Genomic DNA, 23437 nt, shown 5'->3' on the forward strand with positions numbered 1-23437 from the left:
AGTTAATTTTTATGTCTCTAAACTATCACTAACTATCTCAAAGCCTTATGCCTCCGTTTTTACGAAGATATCAAAGTTTTGCCCCAAAGCTTTGAACAGTCTGGCTTTGGAGTTTTCGGACAAGTCTACTCATCGATGGAGTGAAAATTTGTCAACCCTATGATGACAGTTGGCTGTTAGTTTTACCAGATGCTAGCGAACCACTAGTGCATTTGTATGCAAATAGCAACGATCGCGAATGGGTAGATGAGACTGTGAGAAACTACCGCACTCGCGTCCAGACTTTTGTGGAAAGACAACAAGAATATCAACCCGCAGAAGTTTAATTCGTAATGGGCTACGCCCCGCTACGCTAACGTAATTCGTAATTCGTAATTAAAGAATTCAATTACGAATTACGAATTAGCAATTACGAATTATGCTGAGAGGAGTTCAAAATTCTTATTGAGAACATTCTGGTAAATTTTTTTCAGCGTAACTACAATCAAAATAAATTAAAGCTTCCCTACTAGAGGTAAAACTTCTAGTTGTGGTATATGGGTTACTGTTTGGACTTGCTTCATATAACCAAACTTTCAAATAATAATAATTATTATCATCGGTAGACCATAATTCATAACGGTAATCACCTCCTGACCCTTGACTATTTAAATAGTCAGCTAATGCTTTATTGGATGCAGACAACAAGCTCAATACAGTCAAAACAGGAATTACGGCTACTTTTAGTATTTGGATTAATTTCATAAATGCACAAAAAATTTACCTTCTCTAGCTTCCTCTACCGATGTATGTTTTGAAACCAGTAATAATTGGTAATATTGTGTGAGGATATTGTAAGCCACTCACAAGAAATTGGCTTATAGCCCATCCTTGTTGGGGTGGAATCAATACGGTTCGGTTAAGGGGAAAAGGCTAAATTCAAACCTTTCCCCCTTACCCTTTTCCCAAACCAAAAGGGAGATGAAAATTGCTTATCCGAACCGTATTGGGGGTGCAATGAATCACCGCCCGCCTTTTCGGTTTGTTGTCTGAAATTCTTTACAAAAGTTTACTTAAATTAAATGATAAAAATTTTCAATAAGTCTGGTAGGATATCTTCAGGCTTATTGAGATAGATATTCATTAAGTCAACAATATATTTCAACAAGGCAAACAGGTATCCTGGCAATCGCAAAACTATATATCAGGTGAGAATATGTCGAAAAAAATCGGTCTGTTCTACGGTACTCAAACTGGCAACACTGAATCTGATGCCGAAAAAATTCGCGATGAGTTTGGTGGTGATGTTGTAACATTACATCCCATTTATGAGGCAGATGCTACTACCTTTGATGAGTATGACTTGCTAATTATTGGCTCTCCCACTTGGGATATTGGTCAACTTCAGAGCGATTGGGAAAGCTTTTTGCCTGATCTGGATGAAATAGATTTTAGTGGTAAGTTGGTTGCCTATTTTGGTGATGGCGATCAATATGGCTATGCCGATAATTTCCAGGATGCAATGGGAATTCTAGAAGAAAAAATTTCCCAGCGAGGCGGTAAAACAGTTGGCTACTGGCCAACTGAGGGTTATGACTTTGAGAATTCTAGAGCTTTGAAAAATGGCAAGTTTGTCGGATTGGCACTTGATGAAGGTAGTCAATCTGATTTAACTGATGAGCGAATTAAAACTTGGGTTGCTCAGTTGAAGACAGAATTTGGTTTGTAGAGATTAGGGGCGCACAGTTAGCTGTACGCCCCTACTAGAATTGATAATTTAGAAGTTATAGGTATTTATGTCTAATTCATTCGATGTTCTGTGGTTAAGTGCCAGTCCTGCTTTACAGCGTTTTGATAAACCATTACTTGAATATTTATCTGGGTATATAAGCATCGCCCAGTGGGAATACCAACAAACCAAAGATGAAGCCAGTTGCATAGATCAAGCTGTGGAGTTGCTGTATGACTTTCTAGAATGGCGCGATCGCCCCGTACATTTAGCCGGTCATGGGATGGGTGGTGTGATCGCCTTAACCTTTGCGCGGCGATTTCCCCAGAAAGTGCGATCGCTCACTTTGCTGGCTGTTGCAGCTCAACCTGCAAACAATTGGCAAGCTCACTATTACTTTCAACGACAACTTTTTAGCATCAGTCGTGAGCTAGTTTTGGCAAGCACCGTTCGCAGTCTTTTTGGAAATCAACCAGCTCATACCACTAAGAAGTTAGTAGCTGCTTTAGATAAAGATTTAGAACAATCTCCCTCGTCACACTCTTTATTTAAGTTGGTTTATTTACCCAAGGGTGGAGTTTCTATGCCAATGATGGTGTGTGGTAGCAAGAGCGATCCGGTAGTCAACTCAACTGTATTGCATGACTGGTTCAATTGGTTGAAGCCAGAAGATAAGCTCTGGGAATGCCCACAAGGGTATCATTTTTTTCATTACTTCTATCCTCAACAGGTTGGCGAACAGATTTTGAGTTTTTGGGAACGCCACCATCCGCATCTTGTAGAAGCATCTGCACTATCTTTTAGCACTTCTACAAATTAGTAACTTTAAGAGTGCGATGTCTGACGACAAGCCTTACGGCTACGCACTGGTGAAATTTGGGGTGTAATGGGTGCGATCGCTAATTAAAGATTTTTTGTTGTCATACACTACGACTTAACTTATAGTTAGGAATAGCCTGATTGCTAATTAATGCATAGAGAACATCTGGATCAAGGTCGGCTCCTGATTGCCATTGGATTGTTCCTATTTCGTGGTTTAGTTCAACTTGAGCAAAGTATTTTTTATCTTGTAAAGGTGCAAAAATACCTGTGAATTTAATCAGCTTACTAAGGTCAACTATTCCTTCAACCTCGTCTTCAAAACGGATATATAGTTGATAATTTTCTCATGGTTCTACTGCGACAATATCTTTTAACATATTTCACTACTCCAATGGTAATACGCTATTGAGGGTTTGATTATCTCTAGCAAGTTCCCAGTTTTCCATCAATTCGCTTTGATATAAAGTCGCCCATTCTGATATCAGTTTAAAAGCTCTAGAGCTAAGTTTACCTTCTAAAATTTCTAAGGTTTCAATGCTAATAATAGCTTTTTGTTGATTATATCTTACGTGAAAATGTGGGGGCGGATGGTCATTGTAATACATACAGCGCTTCCTCCTGTTATGAGGTACAGTTAGTAAGAATAAAAATATTATTTTTTTATGAAAGCATATTCAATGGATCTCCGCGAAAAAATAGTTGCCGCACATATTCAGGAGAAAATATCAATTAGGAAAGTTGCAATCATATTTGATGTTAGCAAAAGTTTAGTTCAAAAGCTGGTAAAACAAGAACAAGTTGATGGGAATTTACAACCGAAACCGCGAGGGAAGCCGCAGTTTAGTCATCTTATATTGTTTCTTTGTGAAGCTGCGCCAAACTCTTTTAAACTCTTATCTTGGCGTTCTTGGTGGTACCCTAATCTTTGAGAACGCCTGACAGTGAATGGGAAGCCGCTTGTGCGTCTACGTTTTTGAAACTTTGAGATCATTGGGCGCATCTTCATATAGAATTGGTATTACAAATGCTGAAGTAGAGTTAAGAGAAATGGTTGCAGAGAATCATGATGCAACACTAGTAGAGTTATGTGAATTATTTGCACTGTTGACTTGCTGCGCCGTGCGCGTCGTGCAAGATCAGTACAAAGGCGACTTGAGGAAGGTGACACAATCTATATGTCTAGCGTCACCGATCCATATCAGCCTATAGAACATAAAATAGGTTTAACTAGAAGAATTCTTGAAGAACTTGTGGAAGTTCAGCCTCGTATTACTATTCAAACACGTAGCCCAATTGCTTTACGAGACATTGATTTATTTCAGAAGTTCAAACACATCCGCATCAACTTTACTATTACTACTGATTCTGAAGATGTTCGCTCTCGTTATGAGCCTCACTGCCCTGCAATTGAGGTACGTCTTAAAGCTTCTCAAAAACTTGTAGATGCTGGTGTTCCTATTGGTTTCTCAATTAGCCCTATGCTACCAATTAAAGATCCTAAAACGTTTGGTCGGCGCATAGCTGATTTAAATGCTGCGGAGTACGTCACACAGTTTTTTAAACCTACTCGTTCTCGCTTTAGTGCTGGCAGTTCTCCAGAGTCTCTCAAGAAAATGAGGGAAGATAACTGGACGGAGGAAAATTACAAAGAGGTGAGAAAAACTCTAATTGATATTCTGGGTTCAGAACACCCACTACTTGAGGGTAATGAAGGCTATGCTCCTGTATAAAAATTAAAATTGGAGATTAATTCTAGGGAAATATTGCTAACTCGGTTTCCGGGTCAAAAAAGTGAATTTTCTCTGGAGTTAGCGATAACCATAGTTGCTCACCTGTTTGTACAAATCGGTCTGGTGGTATTCGCACTTGTAGGGAATTGGCTGTAGTAGTAGGTTGAGATCCCGGTTCGGCAATCTTAACAGCGAGAAAGGAATCGTTGCCGAGATTTTCTACCAAATCTACTTGCACTGGGAGATTTTTGGTCGCAGGCATACTCAAGTTCAAGTGTTCTGGGCGAATGCCTAAAATTAGAGTTTTCCGATCATATTTTTGTAGGGCTTTTCCCCAAACTTCTGGAAGGGTGAAACGCAACTGGGAATGAGTAATCAATAGAGGGGCATGAAATTCCACAGGAATAAAATTCATCGGTGGTGAACCAATGAACTCTGCTACGAAAAGATTGGCAGGACGGTTGTAAAGTTCTAAGGGAGAAGCAACTTGCTGAATTTTACCCTCAGACATAATCGCAATCCGATCGCCCATTGTCATCGCTTCTGTTTGATCGTGGGTGACGTAAATTGTCGTTGTCCCCAATTGGCGCTGCAATTTGACAATTTGAGCGCGGGTTTCCGCCCGTAGTTTGGCATCTAAGTTAGAAAGCGGTTCATCCATTAAAAACACTTGGGGGTCACGTGCGATCGCTCGCCCCAATGCAACTCGTTGCCTTTGTCCCCCAGATAGCTGTTTGGGTAAGCGATTCAGCAATGTTTCGATTTGCAACAGTTGGGCAACACTACGTACCTGCTGATCCACTGACCGTTCTTTGTCAGAAATGTAGCGCAGTCCTTTAGGTAACTTTCTTGTCGTCCCCACAAAAAGATTTTCTGCCCATGTCCGAAGATATGGAGATGAGGAAGTAATTTCTCCCCCTGCTTCCCCTCTTCCCGTAAAACGGCGGCGCAATCCAAAGGCGATGTTGTCATACACCGTCATGTGGGGATAGAGGGCGTAATTTTGAAACACCATTGCTATGTCGCGTTCCTTGGGTGGTAGGTCATTAATCAAGCGATCGCCTATCCAGATATTGCCTCCAGTCATCACTTCTAATCCAGCGATTAAACGCAGCAGAGTGCTTTTACCACAACCGGAAGGGCCCACCAGCACCATAAACTCGCCATCTGCGATCGTCAGGTTAATCCGCCGCAAGACGTTGACATTTCCCGCACGTTCTTGCGCTGCGTCAGTTTTCTCCCCAGACTTGAGTGGGGATTGAGTTTGCCCTGTCATACTTTCCCCTTTACGTGGGGAAAAACTTTTATAAACGTTTTCTAAAACAACTTGCGCCACGATTAGTTATTGTCATTGAGCATTGGGGATGGGGCATTGGACATTGGATTTGGACAAATGACAAATGACCAATGACACTTTAGCGCCCATCATAGTACAGGTTCTATGTAAATACGAAAAGTTAAAAAAACAGCTTGCAGCATCAAAAGCAAACTACCCTGAATTTTAGGGCTGTCAGGAGGTGTTGTTATGACTACCGATATACCTAAAAATCTTTCCCAAGATCCAAGTATTAACCCTATCCATGACATTGTAGACGTACAAACCACAGATTGTTGCATTGTGGGTGGGGGCCCGGCAGGAGCAGTATTGGCGCTGTTGTTAGCGCGTCAAGGCATTTCTGTGATGCTGCTGGAGGCACACAAAGACTTCGATCGCGACTTTCGCGGCGATACGATTCATCCGTCGGTGATGGAAATTATGGAGGAATTGGGACTTAGCGATCGCTTGCTAGAACTCCCCCATGCCAAAATGCGCCAAATTAGGTTTAAAACTCCTCAAGATACTGTCACATTGGCAGATTTTAGTCATCTGAAAACCCATTATCCCTACATTACGATGCTTCCCCAGGTAAAATTCCTGGAGTTCATCACCCAAGAAGCACAAAAATATCCTAGTTTCCATCTGGTAATGGGTGCAAACGTGCAGGAATTAATTGCCGAAAATGGCGTGATTCAAGGTGTCCGCTATCGGGGAGGCGGTGGTTGGCACGAAATCCGGGCAATACTGACAGTGGGTGCAGATGGTCGCCACTCACGTTTACGCCATCTGGGTGAGTTTGAGTCAATCGAAACCTCGCCGCCAATGGATATCCTCTGGTTTCGCCTACCCCGGCAGCCAGAAGACCCAGAGGGGGGAATGGGGCGGTTTGGCCAAGGTAAAATCATCGCTATGCTTGACCGTGGTGATGAGTGGCAACTTGCTTATGTCATCCCTAAAGGAGGCTATCAACAACTACGGGCTGCGGGTTTGGAAGAATTAAAAAAATCTGTTGTCGAAGTGGTGCCAGAATTTCACCAACGCATCCAAAATTTACATGATTGGTCACAAATAGCTTTTCTCTCAGTCGAGTCCAGCCGCGTCAAACGCTGGTATCGTCCGGGACTGCTACTCATCGGTGATGCAGCTCATATAATGTCCCCCGTTGGTGGAGTTGGCATTAACTACGCGATTCAAGATGCAGTAGTTGCGGCGAATGTACTCAGCAAACCGCTCAAGAACCGACAAGTACAACTGAGCGACCTAGCAAAAGTACAACGTCAACGCGAGTTGCCCACACGCATCATTCAGGCGTTTCAAACTTTTATCCAAAAGCGGGTATTTGCCCCAGTTCTCACCTCAAATCGCATCTTTGTACCACCTGCGTTTTTGCGCTTACCCATTTTGCGCGACCTACCAGCAAGGTTGATTGCCTTCGGTGTTTTTCCATCTCACGTCAAGACTTAATTTTTGCCAAGAATTTTTTCTATTTAATGAATGGGTGGTACAATTATACTACTCCATGCAGAATTAAATGCTCATTTAGTCAGGCGAGGGTGGCGAACGGCATACTCAATGCTGTTCAAAGCGATCGCTTGGCTTTTATGCTAGAAAGGACTAAAAACTTAGAGCGGATGTAGAAAATTTGTTCAAACATTATTAAAAAATGCAAACAATTAAACATATCTAGATATTAATTGGCACTACATAGAAAAACCCCCTCTTATTCAATCAGTACTTTTTGCAGTCAGGAGTAATTTTAATGAACAGTTGCGTTTTGATGGCGGAAATTATTAACGAGCCGCAACTCCGCTATACGGCGGATAATCTGGGAGTTACAGAAATGCTGGTGCAGTTTCCCAATTCTCTGAAACCAGAAGATCCACCAGCCACCCTGAAAGTTGTCGGCTGGGGGAATTTAGCCACAGAAATTCAGCAAAACTATCACCAAGGCGATCGCGTCATCCTGGTAGGACGTTTAGGTATGAGTACTGTTGAGCGCCAAGAAGGTTTTAAAGAAAAACGCGCTGAATTGACAGTGCAGCAAATTCAATCTGTTGGAGGTAGTTTTAATACTGATCCATCCTCCTCAGCAACCGCAACTCCATCATTTACTGAAACTGCTCCAAGACAACCATCTTCAGCATCTCGTCCTGCACAGAAAGACGTTCCCACTTACGAGTCAGCACGTCCAGCGCCTACCCCAGCGACAAATCCTGTTGGCGTTACTCCCCAAGCGACAAGTTACGAACCCATACCCCAATCCACAAATTATGAGCGAACCACTTATCCAACAGTGAAAGAGGAAGAACCAGATCCAGATGATATTCCCTTCTAAAGCTGGGAGTTTAGCGTGTATTTAATTTGCTAACTAACATTACGATTAGACAATTTCTACAAATAGCCATCCTTTAGGATGTGCTATTTTTTTGTCTGCGTTGATTTAAGTTAACTGCGGATTGTAGTGCTGGATGATGAAGATATCCAGGATTGATTATTATCGTTACGATAAATTAATTAGGGTTTTGATAGAGAAATTTAACGAGAAAATGGAATATAGAATGAAGTGAGTTAGACAAGGGAGGTAGAAATAATATGTCAGTAAAACTTTTACCCGATCTTGGAGAATTAGCTGAAGGGTTGGGAGTTACAGGGATTATAGGAATAGTTCTTATACCCGTGTTACTTCCAGTTATAGGTGGTGTTGGCAGGCCAATAGCCAAAGCGGCTGTAAAAAGTGGAATCCGTTTTTATGAAAGGAATAAAGAAGCTTTGGCAGAATTAGGTGAAACTTGGGAAGATATCATCGCAGAAGCGAAAGCAGAGGTTGGTGAAGCAAGAATGAAATCGGCTGAACCAACAGAAACTTAGTAAGCGATCGCTTTGCCAAAAAGATAACAAGAAAAAGTAGCTCCCCATAACCCTTTTTCTATCGTTCGGCTGATTAATTTTTCTGGGCGACCCCACCATAATAAACAGGTATAAAATAGCCAAAAGAAAAACTCGTGACTGAAGAATTAAAAAAAGGCGATAAGGTGAAGTGGAATACGGCACAGGGTGAAACTACTGGCAAAGTAGAAAAAAAATTAACTTCACCCATCGATATCAGTGGACATCATGTTGCTGCTTCCAAGGATAATCCACAGTATCTAGTGAAAAGCGACAAAACTGGAAAAGAAGCTGCTCATAAATTCGATGCTCTTGAGAAAATTGAAGAGTAAAATTGCTGTAATCATCTCTGAATTAGCCAGTGAAAGGACTTGCACTAAACTTCCTTAAACTCCTTATCCGGTTTAAGTTTCCGGCTATTCAGGAGATTACAACTGAAGAATTTGCTCACTGGTTATTAAACTCTAGAAAGTCACAGCCATTAGTGCTAGATGCACGAAGTCAGACAGAGTATGCGGTGAGCCATATCAAAACAGCAACGCATATAGATGCTATTACACCTGACTTAGCAGCACTTTCAACAGTTGCAAAAGATAGACCAATTGTTGTGTACTGTTCCATCGGCTACCGGAGCGCAAAATTAGCCCAACAGCTTGATAAAGCCGGAATGAAGTGCATTTATAACTTAAGCGGTGGGATTTTTCAGTGGGCAAATGAAGGGAGGCTCATCTTTAAAGACGAGCATCCGACACAACTTGTACATCCTTATAATGCAATGTGGGGAAAATTGCTAAAAGCTACTTACCATGCTCAGGAGTGGTAAATACCAGATTTTTCTTGGGACTAAAGCCTAATAACATCAAGCAAGTAGAATAAAAACAACAATAAAACTACTTAAGCTGCATGTCTCAAGTTTCGATTGTCATTCCTACATTAAACGAAGCAGTGAGCTTAGGACGTACATTGCGCCAACTGACTTTACTTAATCCGCCTGCTTTTGAAGTGATAGTGGTAGATGGTGGTAGCGAAGATGAGACAGTGGCAGTTGCAAAGCAAGACTTTGGATCATTCAATCAGTTGCTATGTGTACAAGTTCTCTCATGTGAGCGGCGTGGGCGTTCTATTCAGATGAATTACGGTGCATCGGTTGCAACTGGAGATATTCTTTGCTTTCTTCATGCAGACACTTGGGTACCGGATGACCTAATCAGCGTAATAGAGCAAACCCTAGCAAAGCCAACCATTGCCTGTGGAGGGTTCATTTCTCTGATGAGTGGATCTCAAACGACTCGCTGGGGTATCTCTCTACATAACTATCTAAAAACCTATTACGCACCACTACTATTTAAACCTCACCTGTTTTTTCGAGGATTGCGTCTGTTGTTCGGAGATCAGGTAATGTTCTGCCGTCGGGCTGATTTTTGGGATTGCGACGGATTTAATGAGGCATTGCCGATTATGGAGGATGGAGATTTATGTTTGAGATTAGTTAAAAAAGGACGTATTTATCAGGTGAACCGTATTGTTCACTCTTCAGATCGCCGCGTAGCCAAATGGGGTAGCTCCAAAGCAACTGCAATTTACCTTTACATTGGGTTTTTGTGGGGAATTGGTGTTGATGCAAATTATCTCAAACAGTTTTATCAAGATATTCGCTGATTTAGGCTCCAGTCATAGTGAAGATAGGATATCCGCGTTGAGGCACTAAGGGGATAATCTGTTTTCAAGTAGCAGCGAATGTATTCGGGAATGGAGGGCGCAACCTTTAAAAAATCCTGACGATACCATTTGAAGATTTGATTACAGTAAAGCGTTTTGCTATCCATGTCATAACGGACTTTTTCAGGATTATTTATGAAACGACGCGCATCTTCATCTAACTGTTGACTCACCTGCTCAGGAAAGTAAGCTCCCGAACGAAGTAAGGGACAACCAACCGAAGCACAGACAATCGCAAAATGAATTCGTGGCTCCTGCAATTTATCCCGCAGAATAGAGTTCTCAATTTCAGCTAAACTGTAACTTTCCCGAAAGATATAATAACAGCGACGTTGGAAGAACCACAAAAAAGCTAGCCAGTTGGGAATACCTAAAATTTTCGGACGAATCGACTTTATTGGGTATCTCTCCAAAATTGTCGAAATGGTGAACGCATTGTAAAGGTTGATCCACAATGCCAATTGCTCAAAAGTGTTGTAATTGGATTTAAAAGCCAGATTTTTTTGACTAGATAACCAATCTGCTACCGCTTGAGGTTGCTCCGTTTTCCAAGCAATATAGTCTACACGACCCTGTTCATCAACATACTGACGCAACAACCTGTCCCAAGGTTCAAAATCAATCATTATCACTGTATTGATATGTTAGCCGTTGTTTTTAAGTCTACCAATCCCGGTTGAAAGTTAAAAATCATTATCAGCTTTAAAACAGTAGTCTTTTCTGGTTCCGACAGGAGCGATCGTAAATAGACCATGCTATAGGGGCACAGCAATGCTGTGCCCCTACAAAAGATATGGTTTTTAACCTTTTTCCATATTTGGTATTTCTTGTCAATGCGTAAGTCCTAAGTTATTGCGATCGCCTGCCGGAAATTGTAAGCCAGCGCCTAGCCAGTAGATACTACTTATCTTGAAGATAGTTGCAAGGCAATGACAACTCTTGCTGCCATTATCCAGGTTTGGTAAAGTTACTAAAACTTAGCACTTATAAATTATGCTAGACATTTATTAAGTTGTGAGTAAATTTGGCCAATATCCAGCTTTCTACCAATAAAAACTGCTTGGTTTTTAGGCGGAGTTTGCCATTCATCAGCATGTAAGCTATAGCGAAGCCCACTCATCTGAAAAATATGGCGCAATTCACTATCACTAAACCACAAAATCCCCTTAGCTCGAAATACATCCTTTGGCATTTCTTCAGTAAGAAAATTCTCAAATCTCTGGACATCAAATGGTCTATCAGTTTGGAAAGAAATCGAAACAAATCCATCATTTTCTAAATGATGAGAGTGATGATGATGATGATGTTCATGATTATGGTCATGATGATGGTGTTCATTCTCGTGAGAACCTTCCGCATTATTAGCGGTATACTCATCTGTTGGAGTTAAACCCACATCTAGAATTAACGGTAACGACACTTCTCCATGTTTGGTGTGCAGAATTTTCGCACCATTTTTCAAATCATGGATAAAATTTTCTACGGTTTCTAGTTTTTCTGGAGTCACGAGGTCTGTTTTATTCAGAAGAATAATATCTCCATAGGTAATCTGTTTTAAAGCAGCTTCGCTCTCAAAATGATCTTCATTAAACGTTTCAGAATCTACTACAGTTATAATCGAGTCGAGGTTTGTTAGATCCCTTAATTCTGTTCCCAAAAAAGTTAATATAATTGGTAAAGGGTCAGCAACCCCAGTCGTTTCAATGACTAGATAATCAATGCGGTCTTCTCGTTCTAAAACTCGATAAACTGCATCAACTAAATTGTCATTGATGGTACAACAAATACAGCCATTAGTCAGTTCGACCATATCTTGGTCTATAGAAATTAGCAATTGGCTGTCTATGTTAATATCACCAAACTCATTTACAAGTACGGCAACTTTTAAATCTTGTTTATTTTTGAGAATTTGATTTAGCAGTGTAGTTTTACCACTGCCTAAAAATCCTGTGATAATAGTAACAGGCATTCCTTGTTTAGGAATATCAAGACTTGGGTTTGAAGTTGGCGCTGGTAATTCAGTCATAATCAATTCAACTCTCTGTAAATTTCAAAAATTTTAGTAGTAATTAGTAATTTCTAGTAGTTAGTTTTTAAAAGTCCTACTAATCACTTTTTATTTCCTCGTCTCCATAGGTGGAGGTGGAATTCTCGCCAGAATCGCTGTTTGTAAAACTTCTGTCGGCGCGAATTTCGTCTCGTTGTACCTCTTCGCGGATGATAGGTAAGTTTGCTTTGATTATTCGCTGCATCTTTGCCTCGATTTTGTCCAAGTCATTGGGAGTGATGCTGACTGGACAATCGAAGTCGTAGTAAAACTCGTTTTCTGTGATGGGGCCAGTTGCTACTTTAGTCCTTGGAAATAGCTTTTGCACTGCCATCGCCATTATATGGACGCAGGTGTGACGAATCCGCATGAGCTTTTCGCACTCGTGCTGGCTTAAGTTTTCCTGGGACTGGGTTAGGGAACTAACCATACTTACAAAGAATGAGAATCGTTATCATGATAGCGCAAAAATGCATCCATCTTAGAATTTTCGCGGCTTTTCTTTTCTAAAGATGAGGTTTTTCTGCAATTTGACTTCGCATTGGTTAAAACTGCACGACAAGAGTGAGGGGTAGCAGCTTGCTAGAGAGACTTAACAGGAAAAGTCAGATTCACAACTTCTAGCGCTCTGGAGAAGGAAAGAAGTATGATATAGACTTGAAAAAATTTTCATATCAATAGCCATTCATTCAAATCATATTAATGGTGAATGATGAACCCTAAAACCTTATCGTCTCCAGATGTTTGCGCCCGGCAACTCAAAATTTTAGCAGATACCACTCGTCTATCTGTTCTCCAAATTCTCATGGAAGGCCCTAAACACGTCGGAGAACTGAATGCTGTTTTGAAGCTAGAGCAAAGTTTGTTATCCCACCATTTAAAAATTTTGCGGAAAGCAGGTTTTGTGGAGGCGACACGAGATGGCAAGGCAGTACTTTACCATTTTGTGCCGACGATTCGACAAATCAACACTGGTAAGGCAATTGATTTAGGCTGTTGTCTGCTTTCTTTTGAATAAAAATTTAGAAGCAATTTTTTGATGAAAAAACTCAAAACCTTAGCATTGATTCCTATCGGTTTCACAATTTGCTTAGGATTATCATCTTGTACGCAACCTTCAAAAACAGCTACTCAACCAACCAATAAATTACAGGGAAAGTTAGTTTTAACAGGCTCTAGTACAGTAGCACCGTTGGCAGCAGAAATTGGTAAGCGATTTGAATCAGAGTATCCTGATGTGCGAGTGGATGTGCAAACAGGAGGTTCATCTCGTGGTATTGCCGATGCTCGTACAGCCGTTGCTAATATTGGTATGGCATCTCGTAGCCTCAAAGAGGAAGAAAAAGACTTACAAGCTTTTTCTATTGCCCGCGATGGAATTGGCATTATTTTGCATAAAGAAAATTCAGTAAAATCCCTGTCAAATCAACAGGTTATCGATATCTACACGGGTAAGATTAACAACTGGCAACAAGTTAGCGGCAAAAATGCACCGATTACGGTTGTCAATAAAGCTGAAGGACGTTCTACCCTCGAATTGTTTCTTGGCTACTTTCAACTCAAAAATAGCGATATCAAAGCATCGGTTGTCATTGGGGACAACCAGCAGGGCATTAAGACGGTAGCGGGTAATCCTAACGCCATTGGATATGTATCAATTGGTACTGCTGAATTTAGTATTAACAACAGCGTTCCCATCAAGTTATTGCCTTTGAATGGAGTCGCTGCCACCACAGAGAATGTCCAGAATGGGACGTTTCCTCTTTCCCGTCCTCTGAATTTAGTTACCAAAATTCAACCACAAGGGTTAGATCGAGCATTTATCGAGTTTGCACAGTCGCCACAAGTCCATGACATTGTTAAAAAACAGGATTTTGTCCCCATCTCAAAGTGATATCGTTTTAGTGTGGATATTACGGCTATTCAGTCTGGTCACAGGTATTATTGTTATCTTAATTACCGCATTTTTATTACTTGAAGCATTGCCGATACTGCGACAGGTAGGATGGTTGCGTTTTGTCAACGATCCGTCTTGGCATCCAGTTCAAGGATTCTATAACCTGATGCCGATGTTGTGGGGAAGTCTTTTGGTGACACTCGGTTCTGTGCTGTTTGCTACACCTTTAGGAATTGGCTCGGCGATATTTTGTCAGTATTATGCACCTCCTTTCATTGCTAGATTTTATCGGCAGTTAATTGAGTTACTCGCAGGCATACCTTCTGTAGTTTACGGTTTCTGGGGTTTGGTCGTCCTTGTGCCACTGATTGGCAAACTCCAACCGCCAGGAACCAGCCTTCTAGCGGGAATCGCCATTTTGACATTAATGATTCTGCCAACGATCGCCTTAACAGCAGAAGCCAGTTTTTCTGAAGTCCCGGCTGAGTATTTACAGGGTGCAGCAGCCTTGGGAATTTCTCGCTGGGCAACAATCAGAAGCGTTGTTTTACCTGCTGCTAAATCTGGTTTATTTACTGGTTTGATTTTAGGAACAGGACGCGCCATTGGAGAAACGATGGCAGTGTTGATGGTTTGTGGCAATGTAGTACAAACACCTACAAGCTTATTTGACCCCGTTCGCACCCTCACTGCCAATATCGCTTTAGAGATGGCTTACGCCACAGGGAATCACCGTTCAGCACTGTTTGTTAGTGGCTTATTGCTGATGGTAGCGATCGCCTTATTGATAGCCGTTACCGAAGCTATTAGCCGGAGAAACATTTATGGGTAAAAAATCGATCCCATTACCTACCCTTGTCCTCTGGGCGATCGCTCTATTTGTCACCGCCGTTTTTTGCTGGATTTTAGGCGATATCGTCTGGCACGGCATGGGGCAACTTTCCTGGGAATTCTTGACAACTGAACCTCGAAATGCAGGGCGTGAGGGGGGAATTGCGCCGATTCTGATTTCTACTTGTCTGATTTTAGGGGTTTGTATGGCGGTTTCTCTCCCCCTTGGTATTTCTACTGCCGTGCTATTAGCCGAGTTTACAACCACTGAAAGTGTGTTTGGGCGTTTGGTGCGTCGTAGTTTGGATGTGTTAGCAGGAGTACCATCAATTGTTTTTGGCTTGTTTGGCAACGCCTTTTTCTCGATTAAGTTGGGATTAGGCTTTTCGATTTTGTCCGGTGGGTTGACTTTGGCTTGTATGGTTTTGCCAATCCTGATTCGTTCCGCAGAAGCAGGATTTCGGGCTGTTCCGGCTGATTATCGATTAGGGGCAGCCGCTTTGGGATTATCACGCACCACCACATTATGGAAACTGCTATTACCAGCAGCGACACCTGGGTTAGTTGTGGGTTTAGTGCTGGGAATTGGCAGGGCGATCGCCGAGACAGCCGCACTGATTTTTACCAGTGGTTATGTAGATCGAATGCCAGAGTCATTACTAGATTCTGGGCGATCGCTATCGATTCACATTTTTGATTTATCAATGAATGTGGCTGGCGGGGATGCTAACGCCTACGCTTCTGCCTTAGTGCTGTTGATTTTATTGTTGCTGGTGAATGGTATAGCAACATGGACAGCTCGATTTTGGTTAGCTCGGAGAATTACATCTTGATGAAGGAATCTCAACTATCACAAAATTCTCGGTTATCTCTGCCTTCAATGCAAACCGAGCGACTGAGTTTATATTATGGGAAAAAAGCTGCTTTTACAGAGATAACCATGCCGATTCAGGCAGGTAAGATTACTGCACTGGTGGGGCCTTCTGGCTGTGGAAAAAGCAGTTTTTTGAGTTGTCTGAATCGCCTGACTGATTTGATACCTCACACCAAAGTTGCGGGAAGCATTCGGTTAAATTCTTTAGAAATTCTCAATGAGCGTATAGATGCGATCGCACTACGTCGGCGTGTGGGTACAATCTTCCAAAAGCCCAATCCTTTCCCCTTCTCAATTTGGAAGAATCTGGCATTTCCCCTACAAGAACACGGGATCAAAAACCGCGAAAAACTTGATTGGCTGATTGAAACCACGCTCCAAGATGTCGGACTGTGGAAAGAAGTCAAGGATCGACTTCATACCTCTGCCTTATCTCTGTCTGGCGGACAAAAACAGCGATTATGTATTGCCCGTGCTTTGGTTCTGCAACCAGAAGTCTTACTATTTGATGAACCCTGTAGCGCCCTCGATCCGATTTCTAGCGGCGTAGTTGAGGATCTAATTGCCAGTCTGCGAGGACGTTACACAGTGGTAATTGTTACCCACAACCTCGCTCAAGCTAGACGAATTGGCGATTACGCTGCCCTGTTCTGGGTACAGCAAGAAGTAGGACGATTAATTGAGTATGGTACAGTCGAGCAGATTTTTACAGCACCCCAGCACTCTTTGACTGCCGCTTATGTGAATGGTATTCGGGGGTAGTAATACCAATTCGTAAGCACATTCAGTACGCATGACGTTAACCAAGTCGCCACAAGAAATAGCATAGTCCATTGCTGTTTGCAAGCGATCGCAGAGATTTTTGTGCAGATTAACCCAATACCTCTTGTATAAAAAACTGAGTTCGGGATTATCTCTTCTGATAATTGCTAAGATTTCGGTTTGCTCTATCTCCATATCGGAAGGAAGCTAAACCAACTAACCCCGATTGAGGTGTTGCAATTACGTGATTGCCCATAAACAGCTTTGTTTGGTAGTGCTTTTTTACTCTAATGGATAGATAATAGAACTAAGTATGAGCAAAAATATATAACTCATATTTAAGGAGCTTTAATGACTAGACGTATTACCAGTGCTGTAAATTCACTAGTGACAAACTTATCTCGACGAAATGCACTTTTGTGGCTTGGAGGTAGCGGAGTAACTACCGCCTTGATGGTGGGAACACAAAAGGAAGTGAGCGCTCAAAACAACAAAGAGTTGAAATTGGTGAACCCACCAACGTTATATGATGCAACCCGAAATGGCTATAGTCATATAGCTGTTACACCATCAAGAACGAGAACCGTCTATATTTCTGGTCAATTTGGTTCGGATTTACAAGGTAATCTTGTCTCCGACGACTTTGAACAGCAGTTAATACAGGCTTTTAAAAACCTCCGTTTTGCCCTACAAGCAGTTGGCGCACAACCACAAGATGTAGCAAAAACTACTATTCTTATCGCGGATTACGACCAAAGCAAATTGATCCCATTAGGACGTGAAATTAGTAATTTGTGGGGGTATAAACCACCAGCAAATACTCTTATTCCCGTTCCTAGACTTGCACTTGACGGTATGTTGTTTGAAATTGATGCTTATGCGGTAATTCCAGAAAAAGGTAATTGAAGGCTGTTTCCAACTTAACTAAAAATCCCAGCAGGCGCTAGTAGTTCGCTCTCATGAACTTGGCTCTTTCAAGGGTAAGGGTAAAAGAGGAAAGGAATTAAAAACCTTTCCCCAGCCCTGACAAGCACATTTTTAGGTTGTCAAATTGCTAGCTTACGTTTTGCAGTTTCCTACTTAGAACCTCGACACTTTTTTGTGGGGTATCTTATGTCTACATTTGATGCCTTAAAATTTTTTATCACTGCTGGACTTGAGAAACAACGTCTGGATAAATTTGGTTGTCACCGATTTTTATCAATAGCCTGGGAATCCTAAATCTAAAATCAAGCCACACTAATATTTACCAATTAACATTAAACTACCGCTGCTAATTTGGGAACAATAAGTTTATAAATAACTAGGATTTAGCAGCATGTTTAGCAATCGCGTTAGTATTCCCAGATACCACATCATTGAAGAAATCTACAATGGTTTGAGAACCATAGTTTATCGAGGGTATCGAGAAACTGACTCATTACCTGTAGTGATCAAACTGCTGAAAAATCCATATCCCACCTTCAACGAACTGGTGCAGTTTCGCAATCAGTACACCATCGCCAAAAATCTAAATTCATCCCTGATCATCCAAACCTACAGCTTGGAAGCATATCAAAATGGTTATGTGTTGGTGATGGAGGATTTTGGCGGTATTTCTCTAAAAGATTATTTTGCTCGTGATCAGACGCGAGACATGGGGTTTTTGCAAGAGTTTTTACAAATAGCGATCGCGCTGTGTAATACATTAGATATTCTCTATAGTCAGCGCATCATTCATAAAGACATCAAACCGAGTAATATTTTAATTAATCCTCATTCCAAACAAGTTAAATTAATCGACTTTAGTATTGCATCACTATTACCAAGGGAAACGCAAACACTAATCAGCCCCAATGTGTTAGAAGGAACACTAGCTTATATTTCTCCAGAGCAAACAGGGAGAATGAATCGGGGGATTGACTACCGGACTGATTTTTATTCACTCGGTGTAACTTTCTATGAGTTACTCACAGGTGAGTTACCTTTTCAATCAAATGATCCAATGGAGTTAGTGCATTCCCATATAGCTAAAATAGCCTCCTCAATACATAAAATTAACTCAGAAATTCCGCCGATAATTTCGGAGATCGTCAGTAAGCTGATGGCGAAAAATGCTGAAGACCGCTATCAAAGTGTATTAGGACTAAAGTATGATTTAGAAATTAGTCTTACTCAACTGAAGACAACGGGTAAAATTGAAACTTTCCCAATTGCCCAAAGGGATGTGTGCGATAGATTTATTATCCCTGATAAACTCTATGGACGAGAAGCAGAAGTAAAAATCCTACTAGAAGCATTTGAAAATGTCAGCTTGGGTGCAACAGAAATAACACTGGTAGCTGGGTTTTCGGGGATTGGTAAAACTGCGATTGTTAACGAAGTCCATAAACCTATTGTTCGTCAACGTGGTTATTTTATCAAAGGCAAATTTGACCAATTTAATCGGAATATTCCTTTCTCAGCATTTGTTCAAGCTTTCCGCCATTTCATGGAGCAATTACTAGCAGAGAGTGATGTTCAAATACAAGAATGGAAAAATAAAGTTATTCAAGCATTAGGTGAAGACGGACAGGTAATTATTGAAGTCATTCCCGAATTAGAAAGAATTATTGGCAAACAACCACCTGCACCAGGATTATCAGGTAACGCCGCCCAAAATCGATTTAATTTATTATTTCAGAAATTTCTCCAAGTATTTACAACTAAAGACCATCCCTTAGTAATATTCTTAGATGACTTGCAGTGGGTAGATTCGGCTTCTTTGAAACTCATGCAATTATTAGTGAATGAAACTAATCAGGGATATCTATTGTTAATTGGTGCATATCGAGACAATGAAGTTTTTCCAGCACATCCGTTGATGGTGATGTTGGATGAAATTCATAAAACAGGTGTACCTGTGAATAAGCTTACCCTGAAACCGCTTAACCAATTGCAATTGAATCAACTTGTAGCCGATACGTTAAATTGTGCAGAGAATGTGGCATTATCTCTTTCACAATTGATTTATCGCAAAGCTCAAGGTAATCCATTTTTTGCGACTCAGATTCTCAAATCATTACATCAAGATCAACTGATTCAATTCAATTTTGTAGAGGGATGCTGGCAATGTGACATTTCTCAAATAAATCAGCAGACACTAGCAGATGATGTTGTTGAGTTTATGGTATTTCAATTACGAAGGCTAGCAGAATCAACTCAACAACAATTGAAGCTAGCTGCTTGTATTGGGAATCAGTTCGATTTAAAAACATTAGCGATTGTTTCTAAACAATCAGAGGTAGAAACCGCAGATTGCTTGTGGAAGGCTTTGCAAGAAGGATTGATTTTGCCGCAAAGTGAGGTTTATAAGTTTTTTGTTGATTCAGAAAATCAAGCAGCTACTCAGGAACATTCTGAGATGGTTGTATATAAATTTTTACATGATCGCGTCCAGCAAGCGGCCTATTCACTGATTCCAGAAGCACAAAAACAGTCAACACACCTGCAAATTGGGCGATTGTTATTGCAGAATACACCTTTAGAACAGCAAGAGGAAGGAATTTTTGCGATCGTTAACCAATTCAATTACGGACTGGATTTATTAGAGGAACCTAGCGAACGAGAACATTTGTCCCGGTTAAATCTGATAGCTGGTTGTAAAGCCAAAAACTCGACTGCTTATGCGACAGCAGTGGAGTATTTAAAAGTTGCGATGCTTCTATTACCGATAAATGCTTGGCAAAGCAGCTACGAATTGACCCTTGCGGTTTATGAATCTGCGGCTGAGGCAGAATATCTCAATACAAACTTTGATTCATCAAAATCATTAGTAGAGATTATCCTCAAAAATGCTAAATCTCCATTGGAAAAAGTTCGTACCTATGAAATTCAAATCCAATCTTATACGGCGCAAAATAAATTTATTGAAGCAATAGCTACAGGTAGAGAAGCGCTGCAATTACTAGATTTGACGTTACCTGAAGACGGTAACACTCAAATGATTTTTGATGAACATCATCAATTGCAACAAATGTTAGTTCATCAATCAATTGCAGCATTGGCAGATATGCCAGAAATAACTGATCCCCAAAAATTAGTTGCGCTCCGCATTCTATCGGGTTTGTTTGCCCCGGTTTATATAGCCAAACCGATGTTGTTGCCACTAAAGATTTTTACAATGATCAGAATTTGTATCCAGTATGGCAATTCACCACAGGCAGCTGTTGCTTACAGCCTCTATGGATTATTTTTGTGCAGTATTGGTGCAATTGAAGATGGGTATAACTTTGGAAAACTGGCAATACAACTTTTAGAAAAATTTCCAACGAAAGAACTTAAAAGCAGAGTTTTTCTAACATTTAGCCTATTTATTAAACACTGGAAAGATTCAATTAAATCCACATTGAGCTTATTTTTGGATGGATTGCAAAGCGGATTAGAAACCGGAAATTTAGAATATGTAGGCTATTGCGCTAATTGCTATTGTCAATTTCTTTTTTGGAGTGGAGACAACCTAGAAAATGCTGTGCTGGAGGCAGATAAATATTGCGAACTGATGCAGCAGATTAAACAAGAAGTATCTCTAGTTTGGGGAAATATTTGGCGGCAGACGGTTCTAAATTTACAAGGAGAAGTGGTCAATCCCTGCTGTTTAAGTGGAAAGCATTTTCACGAAGTAGAGATGTTACCAACTTTGATTGAAACTAACAATATCAATGGTATTTGTTATGTGTATCTGGCAAAAACACTACTGTCTTATCTTTTTGGTGAATACGAATCTGCTTGGGAATATTCCCAAAAATTTGAGCAGTATGAGCAGGGAGCAGCAGGCTTATTAATTGTTCCTTTGCGGAATTTCTATCAATCTCTGAGTTTGTTAGCCCTTTGTTCTCAGGTAAGTGAAGCACAGCAACAGCTTTATCTTCATAAAGTAGCTGAAAACCAAGTAAAAATGCGAGAATGGGCAGATCACGCGCCAGTCAATTACCAGCATAAGTACAATTTAATTTTGGCTGAACAAGCTCGTGTAACAAGCGATCGCCTTCAAGCCGCAGATCATTATGAAATAGCTATCCAAGAAGCGATCGCTAATGACTATGTTCAGGAAGCAGCGATCGCTAACGAACTTGCTGGCAAATTTTACCTAGAATGGGGTAAAGAAAAAGCCGCTGAAGGATATCTGCAACAAGCATATTACTGCTATGCCCATTGGGGAGCAAAAGCCAAAACTGATGATTTGGAAAAACGCTATCCCAAATTACTCAAACCCATTTTGCAACAGCAAGAATTCAACTTCAACCCCTTAGAAAGCATAGCCAGCATTGCCCGTACATCAACTTTCACATCTACTTACACTACCAGCAGTACTAATATTTCTGATGCTCTAGATTTAACCTGCATTCTCAAAGCTGCTCAAACTATCTCCAGTTGCATCGAATTAGATGCACTCATCAGCAGTATCAGTCGGATTATCCTAGAAAATTCTGGTGCGAAAACATCTGTATTAATTCTTCCTCAAGAAGATATTTGGCAAGTGCGGGCAATTACCTTTATCGATCAACAGTCAAATTCCCAGGCTGATGTCAAAACCATTCTTGATCCACAACTACTAGATGCTTGTCAAGATATCCCTAGAAAACTGATCAATTACGTTAAGAATACTCAAGAAACCGTCATCATAGACAATTGTAAAACAGATATTCCTGGTGTAATTGGGGAATATATGCTGCTACATCAACCCCAAAGTGTATTATGTACACCCATTATTAACCAAGGTCATGTGGTGGGGATTCTCTACCTAGAAAATCAACTAAATCAAGGGGTATTTACTAGTAACCGTCTACAGGTGATTAACCTACTCTCTTCTCAAGCAGCAATTGCCTTAGAAAATGCTCGACTTTATCAACAAGCCGGGCAAGCATTGCAAGATTTGCAGCAGGCACAATTACAAATAGTCCAAAGTGAGAAAATGTCTGCATTGGGGAACTTAGTCGCTGGTGTAGCCCATGAAATGAATAATCCTTTAGGCTTTATTTCTGTTACTCTCCAGCAAGCTAAACCTACCCTTGCTGATGTTTTTGAACACTTAAAACTATATCAAAAAAGTCTCCCCAATAAGAGTGAGGAAATTCTTGACCACGCCGACAGAATAGACTTGGATTATAGTTTAGAAGACTTGCCCAAGATGATTGCTGCAATGGTAATGGCGTGCGATCGCTTGAAAAATATCAGCACCAGTCTCCGCACTTTCTCTCGTGCAGACCAAGCCTACAAAGTACCGTTTAACATTCATGAAGGAATTGATAGTACAATTCTCATTTTAAAACATCGTCTCAAAGCCAATGATAGCCGTCCGGCAATTGAAGTAGTAACTGAGTATGGAAAATTACCGGAAATTGAATGCTTTCCAGGACAATTAAATCAAGTATTTATGAACATTTTAGCGAATGCTATTGATGCATTAGATGAATCCAATATAGGTCGGGCTTTTGAGGATATTCAAGCTAATCTTAACCGAATTATAATTACCACCTCATTAAAAGAAAACCAGGTTGAGGTGAAGATTGCTGATAATGGGCAAGGGATGAGTGAATCAGTCAAAGAAAAAGTATTTGACCACTTGTTTACCACTAAAGGTGTTGGCAAAGGTACAGGATTAGGATTAGCGATCGCTCAGTCTATTGTTGTAGAAAAACATGGTGGAACTTTGGATGTAAATTCTACCCCAGGCGAGGGAACAGAATTTGTGATTACCTTACCGATTCTGGCTCAAATTCTGGGGTAACTTCTTGGAGATATTGGCAGGACTTGCTCCTAGTCCGCTTCTTTATCAAGAAAGCCAGGAAGCAGAAGGAATACTACCCTCTGCTTCGCGCTGTG

Annotated in this window: 22 protein-coding genes and 2 pseudogenes; 17 read left to right on the top strand and 7 right to left on the bottom strand. The window is 40.9% G+C overall.

From position 1 onward, the window contains the following. Positions 1-128: 128 nt before the first annotated feature. Positions 129-326, top strand: a pseudogene (locus H6G92_RS30980) (hypothetical protein); the annotation flags it as partial. 115 nt (positions 327-441) lie between these two features. On the opposite strand, the gene H6G92_RS30985 reads toward H6G92_RS30980, so the two are convergent. Continuing rightward, complete coding sequence (locus H6G92_RS30985) at positions 442-744, bottom strand: hypothetical protein (protein WP_190899652.1); 303 nt, start codon at positions 742-744, stop codon at positions 442-444. A gap of 451 nt (positions 745-1195) precedes the next feature. Between H6G92_RS30985 and fldA the strand changes: the two genes are divergently transcribed. Together fldA and H6G92_RS30995 are read left to right on the top strand one after the other, a co-directional pair. Next, positions 1196-1708 carry a flavodoxin FldA gene (fldA, locus tag H6G92_RS30990; protein ID WP_190899654.1) on the top strand — a complete coding sequence of 171 codons (513 nt, stop codon included), beginning with the start codon at positions 1196-1198 and terminating at the stop codon, positions 1706-1708. A gap of 67 nt (positions 1709-1775) precedes the next feature. Further along, a complete protein-coding gene (locus H6G92_RS30995; protein WP_190899656.1) occupies positions 1776-2528 on the top strand; it encodes an alpha/beta fold hydrolase in 753 nt (250 codons plus the stop codon). Positions 2529-2628: 100 nt separating this feature from the next. Here H6G92_RS30995 and H6G92_RS31000 read toward each other — a convergent pair. Continuing rightward, a pseudogene (locus H6G92_RS31000) lies at positions 2629-2862 on the bottom strand (DUF2442 domain-containing protein); the annotation flags it as partial. Between the two features lie 51 nt (positions 2863-2913). Further along, the gene (locus H6G92_RS31005) at positions 2914-3135 is read right to left on the bottom strand and encodes a DUF4160 domain-containing protein (protein ID WP_190899658.1); all 222 of its coding nucleotides are present in this window, start codon (positions 3133-3135) and stop codon (positions 2914-2916) included. A gap of 570 nt (positions 3136-3705) precedes the next feature. Between H6G92_RS31005 and H6G92_RS31010 the strand changes: the two genes are divergently transcribed. Then, positions 3706-4260: an SPL family radical SAM protein gene (locus H6G92_RS31010; RefSeq protein WP_190899660.1), complete on the top strand. Its 555-nt coding sequence runs from the start codon at positions 3706-3708 to the stop codon at positions 4258-4260. A 22-nt stretch (positions 4261-4282) separates the two neighbouring features. Here the strand turns inward: H6G92_RS31010 and H6G92_RS31015 are convergent, their stop codons facing one another. Beyond that, positions 4283-5596 carry an ABC transporter ATP-binding protein gene (locus tag H6G92_RS31015; RefSeq protein ID WP_190899662.1) on the bottom strand — a complete coding sequence of 438 codons (1314 nt, stop codon included), beginning with the start codon at positions 5594-5596 and terminating at the stop codon, positions 4283-4285. 189 nt (positions 5597-5785) lie between these two features. Between H6G92_RS31015 and H6G92_RS31020 the strand changes: the two genes are divergently transcribed. The 6 genes from H6G92_RS31020 to H6G92_RS31045 all read left to right on the top strand — a co-directional run bounded on the left by H6G92_RS31020 (position 5786) and on the right by H6G92_RS31045 (position 10123). After that, positions 5786-7042, top strand: coding sequence for an FAD-dependent oxidoreductase (locus H6G92_RS31020; RefSeq protein ID WP_190899664.1), 1257 nt, complete (start codon positions 5786-5788; stop codon positions 7040-7042). Between the two features lie 295 nt (positions 7043-7337). After that, positions 7338-7913, top strand: coding sequence for a single-stranded DNA-binding protein (locus H6G92_RS31025; protein ID WP_190899666.1), 576 nt, complete (start codon positions 7338-7340; stop codon positions 7911-7913). A 257-nt stretch (positions 7914-8170) separates the two neighbouring features. Next, positions 8171-8446: a DUF5132 domain-containing protein gene (locus H6G92_RS31030; RefSeq protein ID WP_190899669.1), complete on the top strand. Its 276-nt coding sequence runs from the start codon at positions 8171-8173 to the stop codon at positions 8444-8446. Positions 8447-8580: 134 nt separating this feature from the next. Further along, positions 8581-8796 carry a hypervirulence associated TUDOR domain-containing protein gene (locus H6G92_RS31035; protein ID WP_190899670.1) on the top strand — a complete coding sequence of 72 codons (216 nt, stop codon included), beginning with the start codon at positions 8581-8583 and terminating at the stop codon, positions 8794-8796. Positions 8797-8825: 29 nt separating this feature from the next. Next, positions 8826-9287 carry a rhodanese-like domain-containing protein gene (locus H6G92_RS31040; RefSeq protein WP_190899672.1) on the top strand — a complete coding sequence of 154 codons (462 nt, stop codon included), beginning with the start codon at positions 8826-8828 and terminating at the stop codon, positions 9285-9287. A gap of 80 nt (positions 9288-9367) precedes the next feature. After that, positions 9368-10123: a TIGR04283 family arsenosugar biosynthesis glycosyltransferase gene (locus H6G92_RS31045; protein ID WP_190899674.1), complete on the top strand. Its 756-nt coding sequence runs from the start codon at positions 9368-9370 to the stop codon at positions 10121-10123. Here H6G92_RS31045 and H6G92_RS31050 read toward each other — a convergent pair. From H6G92_RS31050 to H6G92_RS31060, 3 genes are all read right to left on the bottom strand, one after another. Next, positions 10108-10809 (bottom strand): DUF547 domain-containing protein, encoded by a 702-nt coding sequence (locus H6G92_RS31050; RefSeq protein ID WP_190899676.1) that lies wholly within the window; start codon positions 10807-10809, stop codon positions 10108-10110. The two genes, H6G92_RS31045 and H6G92_RS31050, sit on opposite strands and share 16 nt — an antisense overlap. Before the next feature lie 365 nt (positions 10810-11174). Continuing rightward, positions 11175-12209: a CobW family GTP-binding protein gene (locus tag H6G92_RS31055; RefSeq protein WP_190899678.1), complete on the bottom strand. Its 1035-nt coding sequence runs from the start codon at positions 12207-12209 to the stop codon at positions 11175-11177. Positions 12210-12288: 79 nt separating this feature from the next. Further along, positions 12289-12660, bottom strand: a complete 372-nt coding sequence (locus H6G92_RS31060; protein WP_313890016.1) for a hypothetical protein — start codon at positions 12658-12660, stop codon at positions 12289-12291. A gap of 279 nt (positions 12661-12939) precedes the next feature. Between H6G92_RS31060 and H6G92_RS31065 the strand changes: the two genes are divergently transcribed. The 7 genes from H6G92_RS31065 (at position 12940) to H6G92_RS31095 (ending at position 23342) form a co-directional block, all read left to right on the top strand. After that, entirely contained in the window at positions 12940-13248 is a 309-nt protein-coding gene (locus H6G92_RS31065) for an ArsR/SmtB family transcription factor (RefSeq protein ID WP_199345050.1), read from the top strand. Positions 13249-13269: 21 nt separating this feature from the next. Continuing rightward, positions 13270-14124 carry a phosphate ABC transporter substrate-binding protein gene (locus H6G92_RS31070; RefSeq protein ID WP_190899680.1) on the top strand — a complete coding sequence of 285 codons (855 nt, stop codon included), beginning with the start codon at positions 13270-13272 and terminating at the stop codon, positions 14122-14124. Further along, complete coding sequence (pstC, locus tag H6G92_RS31075; protein ID WP_242059373.1) at positions 14105-14959, top strand: phosphate ABC transporter permease subunit PstC; 855 nt, start codon at positions 14105-14107, stop codon at positions 14957-14959. The genes H6G92_RS31070 and pstC overlap by 20 nt, the downstream gene beginning before the upstream one ends. Then, a complete protein-coding gene (gene pstA / locus H6G92_RS31080; protein WP_190899684.1) occupies positions 14952-15791 on the top strand; it encodes a phosphate ABC transporter permease PstA in 840 nt (279 codons plus the stop codon). The genes pstC and pstA overlap by 8 nt, the downstream gene beginning before the upstream one ends. Beyond that, complete coding sequence (locus H6G92_RS31085) at positions 15749-16594, top strand: phosphate ABC transporter ATP-binding protein (RefSeq protein WP_242059374.1); 846 nt, start codon at positions 15749-15751, stop codon at positions 16592-16594. Before pstA ends, H6G92_RS31085 begins: the two co-directional genes overlap by 43 nt. Positions 16595-16945: 351 nt before the next feature. After that, positions 16946-17500 (top strand): RidA family protein, encoded by a 555-nt coding sequence (locus H6G92_RS31090; RefSeq protein ID WP_190899686.1) that lies wholly within the window; start codon positions 16946-16948, stop codon positions 17498-17500. Between the two features lie 412 nt (positions 17501-17912). After that, the gene (locus H6G92_RS31095) at positions 17913-23342 is read left to right on the top strand and encodes an ATP-binding sensor histidine kinase (RefSeq protein WP_190899689.1); all 5430 of its coding nucleotides are present in this window, start codon (positions 17913-17915) and stop codon (positions 23340-23342) included. Positions 23343-23437 lie beyond the last annotated feature (95 nt).

The organism is Nostoc foliaceum FACHB-393 (assembly GCF_014698505.1).
Lineage (GTDB): Bacteria > Cyanobacteriota > Cyanobacteriia > Cyanobacteriales > Nostocaceae > Nostoc > Nostoc foliaceum_A.